General features: G+C 37.5%; 16 protein-coding genes. 2 read left to right on the plus strand and 14 right to left on the minus strand.

All coding sequences use genetic code 11. The features are described 5' to 3' along the window. The 3 genes from Q0X66_RS08085 to Q0X66_RS08095 all read right to left on the minus strand — a co-directional run. The coding region (locus Q0X66_RS08085) for a LuxR C-terminal-related transcriptional regulator (protein ID WP_297705095.1) at positions 1-2073 on the minus strand (2073 nt) is incomplete at its 3' end. Between the two features lie 53 nt (positions 2074-2126). Continuing rightward, positions 2127-2453, minus strand: a complete 327-nt coding sequence (locus Q0X66_RS08090; RefSeq protein ID WP_297705097.1) for a hypothetical protein — start codon at positions 2451-2453, stop codon at positions 2127-2129. Positions 2454-2785: 332 nt separating this feature from the next. Then, positions 2786-3499, minus strand: a complete 714-nt coding sequence (locus Q0X66_RS08095) for a 3'-5' exonuclease (RefSeq protein ID WP_297705099.1) — start codon at positions 3497-3499, stop codon at positions 2786-2788. Between the two features lie 253 nt (positions 3500-3752). On the opposite strand from Q0X66_RS08095, the gene Q0X66_RS08100 reads away from it, so the two are divergent. Further along, the gene (locus Q0X66_RS08100) at positions 3753-3950 is read left to right on the plus strand and encodes a hypothetical protein (protein WP_297705101.1); all 198 of its coding nucleotides are present in this window, start codon (positions 3753-3755) and stop codon (positions 3948-3950) included. Between the two features lie 139 nt (positions 3951-4089). Further along, complete coding sequence (locus tag Q0X66_RS08105) at positions 4090-5226, plus strand: hypothetical protein (protein ID WP_297705103.1); 1137 nt, start codon at positions 4090-4092, stop codon at positions 5224-5226. A gap of 158 nt (positions 5227-5384) precedes the next feature. Here Q0X66_RS08105 and Q0X66_RS08110 read toward each other — a convergent pair whose 3' ends face one another. From Q0X66_RS08110 to hemA, 11 genes are all read right to left on the minus strand, one after another. Then, positions 5385-5858, minus strand: a complete 474-nt coding sequence (locus Q0X66_RS08110; RefSeq protein ID WP_297705105.1) for a methylated-DNA--[protein]-cysteine S-methyltransferase — start codon at positions 5856-5858, stop codon at positions 5385-5387. 3 nt (positions 5859-5861) lie between these two features. Beyond that, a complete protein-coding gene (locus tag Q0X66_RS08115; RefSeq protein ID WP_297705107.1) occupies positions 5862-6965 on the minus strand; it encodes a CNNM domain-containing protein in 1104 nt (367 codons plus the stop codon). Positions 6966-7019: 54 nt separating this feature from the next. Further along, on the minus strand, positions 7020-8369 hold the full coding sequence (locus Q0X66_RS08120; protein ID WP_297705109.1) for a serine hydrolase: 1350 nt from the start codon (positions 8367-8369) through the stop codon (positions 7020-7022). A 34-nt stretch (positions 8370-8403) separates the two neighbouring features. After that, on the minus strand, positions 8404-9393 hold the full coding sequence (hemB, locus tag Q0X66_RS08125; protein ID WP_297705111.1) for a porphobilinogen synthase: 990 nt from the start codon (positions 9391-9393) through the stop codon (positions 8404-8406). Positions 9394-9435: 42 nt separating this feature from the next. Then, positions 9436-10224 carry a PhzF family phenazine biosynthesis protein gene (locus Q0X66_RS08130; protein ID WP_297705113.1) on the minus strand — a complete coding sequence of 263 codons (789 nt, stop codon included), beginning with the start codon at positions 10222-10224 and terminating at the stop codon, positions 9436-9438. Positions 10225-10263: 39 nt separating this feature from the next. Further along, the gene (gene hemF, locus Q0X66_RS08135) at positions 10264-11166 is read right to left on the minus strand and encodes an oxygen-dependent coproporphyrinogen oxidase (RefSeq protein WP_297705115.1); all 903 of its coding nucleotides are present in this window, start codon (positions 11164-11166) and stop codon (positions 10264-10266) included. Next, complete coding sequence (locus tag Q0X66_RS08140; protein ID WP_297705117.1) at positions 11156-11695, minus strand: GNAT family N-acetyltransferase; 540 nt, start codon at positions 11693-11695, stop codon at positions 11156-11158. The genes hemF and Q0X66_RS08140 overlap by 11 nt, the downstream gene beginning before the upstream one ends. Before the next feature lie 61 nt (positions 11696-11756). Continuing rightward, a complete protein-coding gene (gene hemE / locus Q0X66_RS08145) occupies positions 11757-12785 on the minus strand; it encodes a uroporphyrinogen decarboxylase (protein ID WP_297705119.1) in 1029 nt (342 codons plus the stop codon). A 1-nt stretch (position 12786) separates the two neighbouring features. Further along, positions 12787-13467 carry a uroporphyrinogen-III synthase gene (locus Q0X66_RS08150; protein ID WP_297705121.1) on the minus strand — a complete coding sequence of 227 codons (681 nt, stop codon included), beginning with the start codon at positions 13465-13467 and terminating at the stop codon, positions 12787-12789. Then, positions 13464-14378: a hydroxymethylbilane synthase gene (gene hemC / locus Q0X66_RS08155; RefSeq protein WP_297705122.1), complete on the minus strand. Its 915-nt coding sequence runs from the start codon at positions 14376-14378 to the stop codon at positions 13464-13466. The genes Q0X66_RS08150 and hemC overlap by 4 nt, the downstream gene beginning before the upstream one ends. Beyond that, positions 14375-15631 carry a glutamyl-tRNA reductase gene (hemA, locus tag Q0X66_RS08160; RefSeq protein ID WP_297705124.1) on the minus strand — a complete coding sequence of 419 codons (1257 nt, stop codon included), beginning with the start codon at positions 15629-15631 and terminating at the stop codon, positions 14375-14377. Before hemA ends, hemC begins: the two co-directional genes overlap by 4 nt. Between the last annotated feature and the right edge of the window lie 153 nt (positions 15632-15784).

Consider the following 15784-nt stretch of genomic DNA (forward strand, 5'->3'; position numbering starts at 1 on the left):
TTGACCAATATTATAGATGTGTTTTTTTACAGTACCCACTGAAATGAATAGGGTGTCGGCAATTTCTTTATTTCTAAACCCTTGCGACATCAACCGCACGACATCAATTTCTCGAACCGAAAGTTGTTCCTCATTATCTGCGACCATTTCAACGGGCTTAACTTGCACTGCCAATTCGTTTGTCTTAGTGCCCATGGATTTGTTTAATGACTCCAGCAATAATTTATAAAAATAGGATCTTCCCTTGTCACTACAAACTTCGGCAATCAAAGGATATAGTTCTGATTTCCACTCTAAATAGGGCCTGATCCATTTACCTGGCTCAGATTGTTGCAGTGACGTGTCTAAGGCTTTTGCAGCTTCTGTTAACATGCCACGTTTGGTTAATAAAACAACCTTAAGGACCGCCATTTCAATTTGGTGATTAATCAAATGGTAGCGTTTGGCTATTTCGTTTACCTCAGCTAAAATCATAGCAGCCTTGTCTAAACTCTTTTCGGAGGACTCTCTTAAAAGCACGCGCACTTGTGTAAGCCTTGGTACCTCAATCCAAATAAATAAACCGGCGAAAATTGGCGTCTGCTCCAGGAGCGACTGCCATTCCATGGCTTTTTCTAATTCATTTCGCATAGACAATAACCTCATTTCGCATGAGCTGCTAACAATTGTATATGCGTCCTGATTCAACTCTGTGGTAAACGCTTTCAAGGTTTTTAATGAAGTGTCTGCCTCTTTGGGTTGGTTCTGTATTTCATACGTAATTACCTTGGCAACCATGGCATCAATGGCTGTTCCTTTGTGTAAGATGAATCTTTTTTGCTCAGCAATCTTAAGAAGGCCGATTGCTGCTTCCAGTTGATTAGCACAAAAACAAGCCATTGCTTCCTGACAGACACCCATGGCATGGGTGTAGTGCAGGTCATTTTCCGCTCCAATACTCTTCACTTTGCTGCCATAACGCTTTGCCTTCGCCAGGTTACCGGCAAACATGTTATTATAATATAAGCCTGAATACAGTCGTGTTTCATAAACCGCATTGCCTTCAGATTGCTGTATTTGTTGCTTTAATTCAGTAATCGCCAGCTCCATTTTTCCAGAAAGCGTTCTGGCCATTGCTATGTGTAGGTTCAGCATACCCGTAAATAGATTCTCTTCTTCAGACAACAACACTTTGGCTTGCTCAAAATGAGTCATTGCGTGATCACAGTTTCCGCTCCAAAATTGCAGCAGACCTGAAACTAGGTTCCACTCGCCATGTAGCGCTGAATCTTGATTGTTTTTGAGAAGTAATTCAGCCTGTTGAAGCAAGCTGCCCAATAGCTCAAATTGAATATTTTCGTATGCCGGCCAACAGGCAGATAAAAGCAAGTTAGGCTCATTCATTTCGGATTGAGGTAGTTTGCTCAACCATCGCTCGACAACATACCATTTATCATTATATAATTCTGATAGCCTATTCCGAATAATAATTTTCGAAACTTCCGCTACTTTTTGCGCTTTTAACATGTGGCGAATAGCATCTTCAATAAATTCGTTTCGCTCAAACCATATGGCCGCACTGGTATGAATATCAACTAAGTCATCCTCCATAATGCGCTTAGAGGCCATGCGTTGCAAAAACTCCTGAATCAGATGGTGAAATCTGAACCAATTGTTTTGCTGATCCAGGGGAATGATGAATAGATTTATCTCTAGTAACCAATCAATAAATGATTGCGCCTTTTTTACTGTGACCTTTAGGAGGGCACTGACTAGCTCAGCGTTAAACTTATCTAGCAGACTTACTCTTAAAAGGACTTCCTGAAATTCCGCTGGCTGTTTATCGAGGATTTCTTCAAGCATATACTGAGAGAGTGCGTATAAATCACCGGTAAACTCTGTAAACACCTGGTTAGCACTAGCCGCATGAGTAGTTAATAAGGACGCCATGCGCAGCGCAACGATCCAACCCTCTGTTCTGTTTTTTAACGAATTAGCCGTTTCTTCATTGATTGACTCATTGAACAAGTTTTGGTAGAATTCTTTAATCTCATCAGTTGAGAAGGCCAAATGCTTCATTCTGACCTCAACCATCCTGCTTTGGGCTAAAAGCCGATTTAATTTCAATGGAGGATCTCGCCTTGTAACTATGCATAGGTGCAGACATTGAGGTTTCTATGGTAGTCATCTAATACTAAGATCACGGCCTTGTCTATTTTATCAAGCTCATTGATCAAGGTATGAGCAATCGTTTTTATAGGTGGAAGTTCTCCTGCAGTTGAAATGGTTTCGGTAAGAGGAACACTATTAGGGACAGCTGTATGCAGGGCTGCCACCACATAAGTAAGAAAAACCCGCAAGTCGTTATCTTCTTCATCAAGAGATATCCAGCAACTTGTTGCAGTTGTTTCCTGAAGCCATTGGCTAACGGTTTGGCTTTTGCCATATCCGGCAGGAGCAGAAACTAATGACATCGGCTTTTGTAGGCCTGATTCAAGCTTCTTAATTAAACCTGAACGTATAACTTGTTCGTTAAAGATGGCAGGAGGTCTATGTAGCTTTGTTCGTAGCATTGCTAAATTAAAACAGATTAAAAACCCTTCACTTCCTTCATAGCTTCGTTATGGTAAGTCTTGCACCTAACAATTGGATATAGTTATTACCCACATATCTTTTGAATAAGCTAAGATAGGACAACCATATTATAAGCACAATACATTTAAATACAAGACCACTGCATTAGATAGCGTGATTCAAAAATATTCTTCGTAAAACATAAAAAACAAACCAGGCTGGAAGAATAATTCTAAATATGAATTATTTGGGCTTCAGGCAATAACTCATCATTACGAAGCCTTAGAAAGACTTGTGCTAAAGTGATAACATCTAATTCGCAATAAGCTACAATACGGTCCAAATTGCCTTCTTCATAATAAACATCTCTGACCATACTACCATCAATATCTTCTTTTGGAGAAGGAATACCCAGTACATTGGCCATAAGTTTTAAGGAGGTGTAATGCTTAAAATCTCCAAATTTCCAGAGCTCCATAGTATCCAAATGAGGTACTTCCCAGGGTTTTTTTCCAAAAAGATCTAACTTATGTGGGAGTGACATCCCTTTAATAATTAATCTGCGCGCTATATATGGAAAATCAAATTCCTTACCATTATGTGCACAAAGCAGGTTTTTTGGGCGGCTAAAATGTTCGTTGAGCAATCTTATAAAATCTTTTAGTATCTTTTCTTCATCACCCTGAAATGTCGTAACCCTAAAATTACGAACACCATCTTTAAATAAAAAATAACCTACAGAGATACATATTATCTTACCAAATTCTGCCCAAATTCCCGCTCTGTCATAAAACTCTTCAGCTGTAAACTCTTCTTTGCGCTGATACTGTGATTTATGTTCCCATAGCTCTTTCTTGGTATCATCCAATTGCTCATAATTGGCTACTTCAGGAACAGTTTCGATGTCTAAGAAAAGGATATGTTCAAGATTTAGTTTCTGTATCATCCCAAATAAGTATTAAATAAACTTTATTTTCAAATTGAAACCACTTTATTGTAGGTTATTTTTCTTTGGGTCAATTCAACTAGAGAAAACTACCATTTTCAAAACCCGTATTCCCTGCTTACTTGGTAGCTTAGTTTAAGATACGAATTGATATTGCAAAAATGTTGCGGTTTATCGAATTAAAACCCCAAATTTCAATAAAAAGAGTAAAAAAACGTTGTGATATTCCTTAATAGTTTTTCAAATTATTATTATGAAATCGCAATTCTATATAAATGTTACTAGAAAGCTTCTTTCACTGGCTTTTGTGTTTTCTTTTTGTTTTGTTGTCTCCTGTACTAATGACGATTCAGATAATGAAGGAGATTTGGATATTATTACCCCGGGAGAGGAGAATGTTTTAGATGTTTCTCAAGATATCAAGACAGATAATACGGTTTCCAATAATTAATTTTAAAGGTAACTCCAATCCAGACTGCAAAGCCTATTGGCAATTAATTTGATTGTCAATTTTGAACTGTAAATAGTCAACTTGCTATTACTACCCGCCTCTTCCTACAAGATATTATGTATCTTTAAAAAAAAGCTGCATGAAATTTTATAGGTTCCCGTGGGTTCTCTACCTCTGTATTATTGGCACACTTTTTCCTGCTTGTACCAATGACGACAACCAACCCGATATGGTTTCTGAAGTTCAAATGCCCAATTATACGGTAATAGGGCAGAATGTTCAAAGTGTTTTTCAGTTTAATTATGATGGAACTCTTGATGAAGGAGAGTTATTCAACTTAACGACAGAAAGCAATATTAACAGAGGGTACCTCACTTTAAGACAGGTATCCGACCTTCTTACCTTTTTCAGCTTTGCAGCTGGTAGTTTTTCCGCAGTACAAAGAAATTATGTAACCGGAGAGAGCACTTTTATAAACGAGTTTTATACCACATCTAATGAAAGATCAGTTACCTGGGGAGCTAATTCAGAAAATAAACTTTTTCTGGGATATTTCAGCCCTGAAGGGTCAACAAATTATAGCATAAGGACAATAAATCTAACTACTGATGAGGAGATAGATTTAGTTATAGAATTTAACGTAAATGATGTATTTGAGCCCTTATATTCTAGTGACCGGCTGTTAATTACTTTTCTGGATCAACAGTCCAACTATAAACTTTCTGTCTTAGATACTGAAAGTAATAATTTAATAAGAACCTTTGATTTTGGAAAATCGGTCCCTAGTGTTTTGATTAATAGGGATGGGGATATGATTATCATTACCGGGAATTCGGCGTCTGATTATGAATTAACGCTTTATAACTTACAGACCCTGGAAGTAATAGGGGAAGACCAATTCTCAATAAACAGGTATTTCTTTGCAGGGCCTATTCAGTCTGAGGCCAGTATTGTTAATGAGAAATTGTATTACCTCAATCTTTATGCACAGCCTTCAAATATCCGTTTTGGACCTGCTACTTATGATTTTATTACAAAAGAAAATAGAATTATTGATATGCTCTCAATTGTACAAGAAATTCAGGATGAGGTTGGATTGGATATTGAGCTTACAGCTTTTGATTACAATGAAAAAAGCAATACGTTTCTTATAGGTTACGCCAAACTGGTGGATTCAGAAACACTGGAGGGCGGAATAATTGTTATTTCCGAAGAAGGTAGGGTTTTGAGAAATACAAATTTGGAATTTGCACCAACCCGTTTTATTGAAAATTAAAAAAGTACACAACCAACTAACTGGTTTGTTTAATAATTACGGCAAGTAGCCCTTCTTTAAACAATATAGGTAATAAGTATAACATCAACGACAAAATCCTATTTGACACTAATTTCATCTTACGAAATATGCCTATACAAACCAGTTGGTCTGCAAATTTAGAATAGGGATTGTTGCTTCGAGGGACTCTCGTGGTTTAACAGCCATTTTTTGCGGTGCAATCCACCGGCATACCCTGTTAATGAGCCATCAGATCCAATTACCCTGTGACAGGGGATAATTATCCATAAAGGGTTTTTTCCATTAGCTGAAGCAACTGCCCGAATAGCTTTTACATCGCCAAGTTTCTTTGAAAGGTCCAAATAAGACATCGTTTTTCCATAAGGTATTTCTAATAATGAGCTCCAAACTTTTTTTTGAAATTGACTACCTTCCGGATTTATTAAAAGGTCAAAATTCTGTCGTTCACCGTTAAAATATTCATTTAATTGATATGCCGCATCCACCAGAACTTCAGGGATTATTTTGCTTTCGGGTTCATCCATATCAAGTACGGTAATAGAGCTAAGGCCATTTTCATCACCTTCCAGTTTTGTACTCCCCAAAGGGGTACTAATGTATGCAGTAGCCATTTTTTATTCTATTATACCAGTTTTTTTAGCTCTGTCTTCCCACTTTTTCCTTGCAAGAAGCTGTAAATCTTCAACATTATCGCTTTCATCCATGATTTCCAGTCCCAATAAAGTTTCTATAACATCCTCCATACTCACCAGGCCACTAACAGAGCCATATTCGTCAACAACCAGGGCAATATGTTCCCTTTTTGCAATTAACGTCTCAAATAGTTGCGGAATTGGCGTATTCCTTTTAGTAACTAACAAATCCCTTTTAATTGCTGATAAAGGAATATCTCCATTTTCGTTTATAATCTCTTCCAAAACATTATCTTTTAAAACATAACCAGTAATTATGTCTACACTCTCGCCATAAATGGGAATCCTCGAGAATCGTAGTTTCGGGTTTTCTTCAAAGAATTCTTTAATGGACATAGATTCCGTGGCTATTTTCATCACAGCCCGGGGGGTCATGACATCCTTCGCACAAATTTCATCAAATTTCAGAAGGTTTTTGATCACCTTTGATTCTGATTCCTGAAAAACACCTTCTTCATGAGCTATATCGGCCATTGTAGTAAAATCTTCCCTGCTAAGGACACTGCCATGCACCTCTTTTTTCCCAATTAATCGTGTAAATAACTGAAGCATCCAGAGGAGGCCAGTCCATTTTAAAATCAATACCAAAATGGTTAAAGCCTTTGAAGTAAAATTGGCTAGTTTCCTCCAATAGGTTGCCCCAATTGTTTTTGGTATGATCTCCGAGAGTACAAGTATTAATATCGTCATGATCGTAGATACCACTCCCACCATGACCTCCTCAGTATATTGGATGCCAAAAAGGGTACTGGTTGTACTCCCATATATTTCCTGGTATGCTACCTTAGCCTGTACACCTACTAGTATTGCACCAACAGTATGTGCAATTGTATTTAGAGTAAGGATGGCTATAAGTGGTTGGTCCACATCTTTTTTTAATTCTTCCAGTGTAATGGCATAATGCTTCCCTTCTTTTTTCTTAACATTAATAAAAGTGGGCGTTACACTTAATAGAACAGCTTCTAAAATGGAACATAAAAAAGAAAAAAAGATAGAAACAGATGCATAAAAGAGAAGTAATTCCATTTGATTTAATTAGGACACTAAAATACTAATAATATGATTTACTATTTTCATTAATTATTCCTCCCCCTGATCTACATAAAATAACTGATGTAATTGTGGCCGGATATTTAAATGATATAAACTTCTATTGTTGCGAGAAGGGTAAACACGATTGGAGAGGAAAATAAATACCAATTGGTTTATTGGGTCGGCCCATATAAAGGTGCCGGTAAAACCGGAGTGTCCAAAGCTTTCCATGCTGGCATCTATTGCCGGATAAGCTTCCGAAATCGGTAAGTTTTTATTCTTCAATAGGGGTTTATCAAAACCCAGACCACGTCTATTATCATTTTCTGGATATTGTACTTTTGTAAATTCTTTTATGGTAGCTTCGGAAAGATACCTATGGCCATCATAAATGCCATAATTCTGATACATTTGCAATATTATATGCAGATCTCTGGCTGTTCCAAACAGCCCTGCATTTCCCGATACCCCTCCCATAAGCGCTGCATTTTCATCATGAACCCAACCTTTTACCAGGTCTTTCCTGAATACTGAATCTACTTCGGTTGGTACTATATCATTAGGATACTTCTTAGTTTTGGGCTTAAACCCAAGGGTCGTGGCACCCATTGGCAGATAGAAATATTTTTGTAAATAATATTCATAAGACTCCCCGCTAAGTTGAGAAATAAGCTTAGGGAATATTAAAAATGCCAGCCCGGAATACAGATAGACTTTATTTTCATTGACCTCCGATCGCTTAATTTCCCTGTGTATTTTTGAAACAAATCTGTTTTTTACGTAAAGATGTTCATAAGCCTGATTTTCAAACCTGGGTGAAGGCCCCGAATGGATGTATTTTCGTTTTATTCCTCCTTTTTTTTGAACATCATTAAGAAAAACAATATAAGGCTTTAATCCTGCCTGATGCGCAAGTATTTCACGTAGGCTTAGCTCACTTTTGTTCTTTACATGTTTCCAGGGTTTCCAATACGTAGAAAACGGCACATCTAAATCAAGTTTTCCTTCGTCATATAGTTTCATTAAGGCAAGTACGGGACCTGTAATTTTTGTAACGGACGCAAGGTCATAGATGGCGTTCAGGGCTACTGGTTGGATACTGTCGTAAGTATAAAAACCATAAGCTTTATGAAAAATGATATCACCTTTTTTCGCAACTAAAACCTGGGCGCCGGGAAAAGCATGGTTCTTTATACCATTGGTAATAATAGAATCTACTTTATGGTCAGTTTCCTTTGAAACCCTATCTATTGGGATAGATCTACTGGTAATTTTGCTCAGGGGATTGTGTGAATTTGAATTTTCTTCAGAACTATCCTGCGCGTAGGACTTCGAAAATAAAATACCAAATAGTATTAAAATATAATACCGATACTTAAAAAATGGAATTTTTGCCATCAGAGTGTATGGTAAAGTATTGATAGAACGCAGGCTAACCCATTAGTTTTACTGCATCTTTTGCAAAATAGCTGGCAATGATATCTGCACCGGCCCTTTTGATTGATATCAATTGCTCCATCATAACTGCATCATGATCCAGCCAGCCTTTTTCTGCGGCGGCCTTCAGCATTGCATATTCTCCTGAAACCTGGTATACTGCCACGGGTACTTCTACTTCATCTTTTATTTCTCTTACAATGTCCAGATAACAAATTCCGGGTTTTACCATAATAATATCAGCGCCTTCATCTACATCCATATGAGCTTCTTTAATGGCCTCTATCCTATTAGCAGGATCCATCTGGTAGGTCTGCTTATCTTTAGGAATATTGTCCTTTTTTACAGGAGCTGACTCCAAAGCGTCGCGGAACGGGCCATAAAAGCCACTTGCATACTTGGCGCAATAAGACATGATTCCCGTATTGGTTAATTCTTCATCTTCCAAAGCTTCTCTGATAATTTGTATCCTGCCATCCATCATATCACTGGGAGCTACAAAGTCTGCACCTGCCTCAGCATGTGAAATACTCATTTGTGCCAAAATCTCACTTGTCTCATCATTAAGAATCTGACCATTGGCCACAATTCCATCATGTCCAAATGACGAATAAGGGTCAAGTGCAACATCTGTCATAACCAACATATCAGGACAAGCGCTTTTAACGGAGTTAATTGCGCGTTGCATTAAACCATGTTCATTAAGTGCTTCTGTTCCTTTATTATCCTTGAGTGATTCGGGGACTTTGACAAAAAGCAGAACCGCACATAGACCCATATTCCAGAGTTCTTTTGCCTCTTTACCCAAGTTATCAAGGCTCAACCTATAGTAATTAGGCATTGAAGCAATTTCTTCCTTAACTCCATGACCTTCAACAACAAATAATGGGACTAAAAAATCACTGGGGGTTAAAATTGTTTCACGAACCAAATGCCTGACGGCATTGTTTGCTCGTAATCTTCTATTTCTTCGAAGTGGATACATTGGCTTTATTTTAAGTTTAAAGGTAACGGAAATGAATATATTCTAAATAATAATCTCACCTTTTAAATAGAGAACTGTGCTCCCTGCAATTTTTACCCGTTTGTCTAGGAATTCACAATAAATATCACCACCTCTTTTAGATAACTGTTTGGCTGTAAGTTTAGATTTACCAAGTGCCTTAGACCAATAGGGTATAAGGCTGGTGTGCGCTGATCCTGTTACAGGATCTTCGTTGACTCCACATTGTGGAGCAAAAAAACGCGATACAAAATCTACACTGTCTCCGGGGGCGGAAACAATTACCCCCCGGGCATCCAGTTGATTGAGTAGAAAGAAATTTGGATTCAATTGTTCAATCTCTTTCTGTGTATTATAAATAAGGAGATAGTCTGTCTTTCCTTTTAACGTATAAACCGGATTCTTACCAATTGCTTCGTTAAGTGCCTGAATTGGTTGTATAGTTTTAATGTCATCTGTAGGGAAATCCAGTATTAATAATCCATCTTCACCTTTCTCTACCAGAAGTTTTCCACTTCTGGGTGAAAAGAACTCAATATACGAGTCTTTCAGATTATAATTATTAAATAGGACGAAAGCAGTTGCCAGTGTGGCATGTCCACACAAATCTACTTCCAACTCCGGTGTAAACCATCTAATGATATATTGAGAACCATTTCTAACCGCAAAAGCGGTTTCCGCGAGATTATTTTCCATCGCGATTTTTTGCATTATGCCATCTTCTATCCAGTTTTCCAGGATACAAACGGCAGCAGGATTACCGGAATATAACCGATCTGTAAAGGCGTCTACTTGAAATATTTTTTGCAGCATTTTAAGGGGTATTCACTTCTAAATTACAATTAAAAGATGTCAAATCCATGATTTTGGATTCTCTAATACTTTTATTAATCGGGCCTCTTCACTGCCTCGTTCCGGATGATGGTCATACTTCCATTGAACATGCGGGGGTAGGCTCATAAGAATACTTTCGATGCGCCCATTAGTCTTTAATCCAAAAAGTGTACCCTTGTCGTGAACCAGATTAAATTCAACATAACGGCCACGGCGAATTTCTTGCCAATCCCTTTGTTTACTGGTGTAGTTCAGGGATTTTCTTTTTATAACAATTGGTATATATGCTTCAAGAAATCTATCTCCCACCGCAGTGACAAAGTTATACCAATCCTCAATACTCATATTGTCGGAAGCTTTACAGTAATCAAAAAATAACCCACCTACTCCTCTTGCTTCCGCACGATGACTATTCCAGAAATAGTCATCACATTTCTTTTTATAGATTTTATAAAAATCAGGATCATGCGCATCACAAGATGCTTTACAAACTGAATGAAAGTGCTTAATATCTTCCTCAAACAAATAATATGGCGTAAGATCGAGGCCTCCACCAAACCATTGATCTACCAATTCACCTTTTTTATCATACATTTCAAAATAGCGCCAATTGGCGTGCACAGTTGGGACCATCGGATTCTTGGGATGGAGCACCAGACTTAGACCGCATGCATAAAAATCCGCATCCTTTACACCAAAATAGGTTTGCATACTTTTTGGGAGTTCACCATGAACAGCAGATATGTTTACTCCACCCTTTTCAAAAACTGAACCATCTACAATTACCCTGGTTCTGCCTCCACCACCTTCAGGACGTTTCCAAATATCTTCACGAAATTTAGCAGAACCATCTATTTCTTCTAATCCGGACGTAATTGTGTCTTGAAGTTCTTCAATATAGCTGTAGAATTTATTTTTCATATGATCTTTCATATAATTCCATATCAAGTGGCTCTTCATTTGGCGGGGTATGGGCTTTTAACAATGTTTTTATCCATTTATACCCCGATTTTTCTGCTACTCTAATACTTGATTTATTTTCTTTATACACGATAATTTCCAGGGTTTTTAAGTCGAGATCATTAAATGCAAAAGAAGTGATTTCCTTTACGGCTCTCGTAATCCAGCCTCTACCTTGATAATTTTTATCAATACAATAAGCTATCTCACCGCGCTTAAGTTCCCAATTCAGGTTTTTTAAGATTAGCAAGCCTACAACGGAGGTATTTGTTTTGACGGCAAAAGTAAATTCTGTTTTTAATTTTATCTGTTCGCTTTTATTTAGAACGTAGTTTTCAGAAGCCTGAATAGTCTCATTTTGTCCTAAGGTAGTTGGGAAAAAGCGATGAAATTCTTTTTTATTTGAAGCTAAAAAAGCATGTAAAGAGGGAGTATCCACAATTGTTAAGGGCTCTAAAACAAATAAACTATTTATACGGCTATCCGACATCAATCACATGATTCTATTGAGGTAAAGAAAGAGTATCATATAATTTAATCCCCCTTTTACCTTAAGGCTTATACTCTTTTACTGCATCTATAAATGCTTTTGCATTTTCCACTGGGACGTTGGGCAGAATCCCATGGCCAAGATTAACGACATATTGATCCTTTCCAAATTCATCAATCATTTGTGTGACCATTTTTTTAATGACTTCCGGGGGAGACAACAAGCGGGCAGGATCAAAATTTCCCTGGAGTGTTATTTTTCCTCCTGTCAAAGTTCTGGCATTTCGGGCCGAGCAAGTCCAATCCACTCCAAGTGCAGCTGCACCGGATTTGGCCATATCACCCAAAGCAAACCAACAGCCTTTACCAAAAACAATTACCTGTGTTTCCTCCTTTAGGGCATCTATAATTTGTTGGTTATAAGACCAGGAAAATTCTTTATAATCATTGGGTGAAAGCATGCCGCCCCATGAATCGAAAATCTGAACCGCATTTACGCCTGCTTTTACCTTAGCCTTTAAATATGAGATAGTGGTATCTGTAATTTTCTGCAATAAGTTATGGGCAGCTACTGGTTGTGTAAAACAGAATTCCTTGGCTTTATCAAAGGTTTTACTGCCTTGTCCCTGAACGCAATAACAGAGTATGGTCCATGGAGAACCTGCGAATCCTATTAATGGAATCTCATCTTGCAATTTCTCTTTAGTTGCGCTTATAGCCTGCATTACATAATCTAATTCTTCATTAACATCGGGTACTAAAACGCGGTCTACATCTTTTTGAGAGCGAATAGGGTTTGGTAAATAGGGGCCAAAATCTGGTTTCATCTGTACTTCTATTTGCATAGCTTGTGGTATAACAAGAATATCGCTAAAAAGTATGGCGGCGTCCATTCCAAATCGCCGAATAGGTTGGACAGTAATTTCTGAAGCTAATTCCGGTGTCTGACATCTGGTGAAGAAATCATATTTCTCCCTAATCTCTATAAATTCAGGCAGGTATCTGCCTGCTTGCCTCATCATCCATACGGGAGGGCGCTCTACAGTTTCACCTTTTAATGCTCTTAAAAATAAATCGTTTTTTATACTCATTTTATTTCTTAATGCTCAAATTATAATGCAATGTGACCTTTTTCAAAAGATCTTCTACAACCGGAGTATCTGCAACTATTATGGAATCTGTATATAAAGCAGCCTCTTTTGCAGTGGTATTGCCTATACAGAATACGGTACTATTACCCAACTCATTTGCCAAAGTAAAACTCTTTACTCCACTAGGGCTAAAAAACAATATGGCATCAAAGGATTCTGAAAAATGCAAAGTTGTTAATTCTGTTTTGTATACTACGATTTCCTTAAAATGAATCTTATGTTTTGACAAGATATCAGGTAAATCATCATTTCTTTTATTTCCACAAAAGAATAAAAATGATGCATTTTTATGGTTTTTTGCAACAAAATAGCCTAATTCGGCTGCATTATGGGTCATTTTTACAACTTTATACCCATTTTCTTCTAAAAGTAATTTTGTCTTTGCTCCTACACAAAAGCACTCCCTTCCCAATTCCTTTTTTACATCAAAATTAGAATTATGGTCTATAAATGCCCTAACCGCGTTCTGACTGGTAAAAATATAATAGTCAAAATCGCCGGTTAATTGAAATTCCTGGTAATGGATTTTTATGGCTTCGTAATCCTGAAAATGAATACCAGCATCACTAAGAATCGTTTTTTGATCAGGAGTGAGGAGTTTTGTGGAGAGGATATTTTTCATTGGTTCATCTGGATTTTTATATCCTGCATCAATTCTTTCCCTCCGTTAAATAAGACCTCTTGCGCGCAGGCTTTGCCAAAATCTGCTGAATCTGCTAGTTTAATTTTCTTGTCAATACTAACAGTGCGTTGCCCATCAAGAGACAATAATATACCCTTAAAAAGTAAAAACTCCTTTTTAATAGTAGCTAAAGCCCCTATTGGTGCTGTGCAGCCGCCTTCTAATTCCCTTAAAAACTCGCGTTCAACCTGTGTACAGATTTCTGTGGTTTTATGATTAAGAGAGGTAAGCGCCTTTATACAAAAATGATCTTCCTTTTTGGCCGCAATCATCATAGCACCTTGTGCGGGTGCTGGCACCATCCATTGAAGTTCGGTATAGTTTTCCGGAACTTTATTTAAACGCTCAAGGCCAGCGGCCGCAAAAATTGCTGCATCCCAGGAATTATCTTTTAGTTTTTTCAATCGGGTATTTACATTTCCTCTTAAACCAACAACTTCATGAAGCGGATAGCGATGTAACCATTGTGCTTTTCTTCTTAAACTGCCAGTAGCAATAATTCCTTCGGTATTTAGAAAATTCAGACCTTTATGTACCAATATATCCTTGTGGTTAGCACGTTTCATAGTGGCTGCCTGTACAATACCCTTTGGTAAAATGGTGGGGACATCTTTCATGGAATGTACAGCAATATCAATTTTATCAGCAAGCATAGCCACATCCAAAGTTTTTGTAAAAATTCCTGTAATGCCCATCGAATAAAGAGGTTGATCTAAAACTAGATCCCCATCCGATTTTACAGGGATTAATTGTGTGGAATGCCCCAGTTTATCCAGTTTCTTCTTTACGTCATTTGCCTGCCATAGTGCTAGCTCACTATCGCGGGTGCCTATACGAATGACCCTATTCATTGGGAGTTTAATTCTAGTTGAAAGACCTTTTGTATTAGTTGCAAACTATCATCGGCATCATTCTCAGATTCCTTCAGATGGTTGGCAAACTGTTTAGTAATCTTCTGAATGATTCTTTCAGATATGATATCTGCATGTTCTGAATTGAAATCAGAGAGCTTTTTAGACTGAAAATCCAGTTCTTCTTCTTTCATAGATTTTAGTTTCTTTATAAGGGCTTTTATTACCGGAGCAAATTTTCTGGTTTCCAGCCACTGGCTAAAATCTGATTTCACTTCATCTATAATAGATTCGGCTTGAGGAATAAATTGCTTTCTGCGTTCAAGAGTTTCATCTGTTATTTGTGATAGATGATCCAGGTGCAATACAGATACATCTTTTAATTCTAATACATTATCTGCCACATTTTTAGGAATTGATAAATCCAGAATCAAAAGTGGTTTGTTAGTATAAATAAGCTCTTTCGAGATAGTAGGCGAATTAGCTCCGGTAGCCACGATTAGGACATCTGCCTTACGGATTTCTGTTTGCAAATCTCCATGATCCTTTACGACAAGATTAAACTTTCCCGCAATTTTTTCGGCCTTATCCTTAGTTCGGTTAATAAGGGTTATATGAGAATGATTTGTATGTTTGATAAGGTTTTCACAAGTATTCCTGCCTATTTTACCCGTACCAAAAAGTAAAATATTCTTTTCTGAAATATTGGAAACATTTTTTAGAATGTACTGAACAGATGCAAAGGCGACTGAGGTAGCCCCGGTTGAGATTTCTGTTTCATTTTTAATTCGCTTGCTGGCTTGAATGACCGAATTAATGAGGCGTTCCAAAAAGTGATTTGTAAGATCATGTTTTTTGGAGTGGTAAAAGCTGCGTTTTAACTGACTTATTATTTCAAAGTCACCCAGGATCTGGCTGTCTAATCCAGTGCCTACAAGAAACAAATGGTTAATTGCCTCATAATTTTTTAACACATAAGCTACTTCCTGAAATTCTTCGATTGTTCCCCGGGAATGATCACAAAGTAGTTTAATTAACTGAAAGGGGTGCTGCGCAAAACCGTGCAATTCTGTTCTATTACAAGTGGAAGTAATAAGAAGACCATCAACACCTATTGCCTTCGCTTCGGTTAAAACTGCCTCGGCGGCTTCCTGATCCAAGCTAAATTTCCCCCTTACTTCTGCGTTGGCATTTTTATAGCTTAGCCCAACAGTATAAAAGGAATTGTGTTTGGAGATATGATACCTCTTCATGAATTTTCAATATAGCTCACAAAAATAGTAGCATCCACTTAATAAAAATAACGCTGGAGGTACAATATATATCGCTTTAAGTATTTTTATCTCAATTTCATCGAAAACATACAAAAATCCTTTACTTTTATGGCCCTAACAGCTGTTAGAAAA

This window comes from uncultured Eudoraea sp. (assembly GCF_947260015.1).
GTDB lineage: Bacteria > Bacteroidota > Bacteroidia > Flavobacteriales > Flavobacteriaceae > Eudoraea.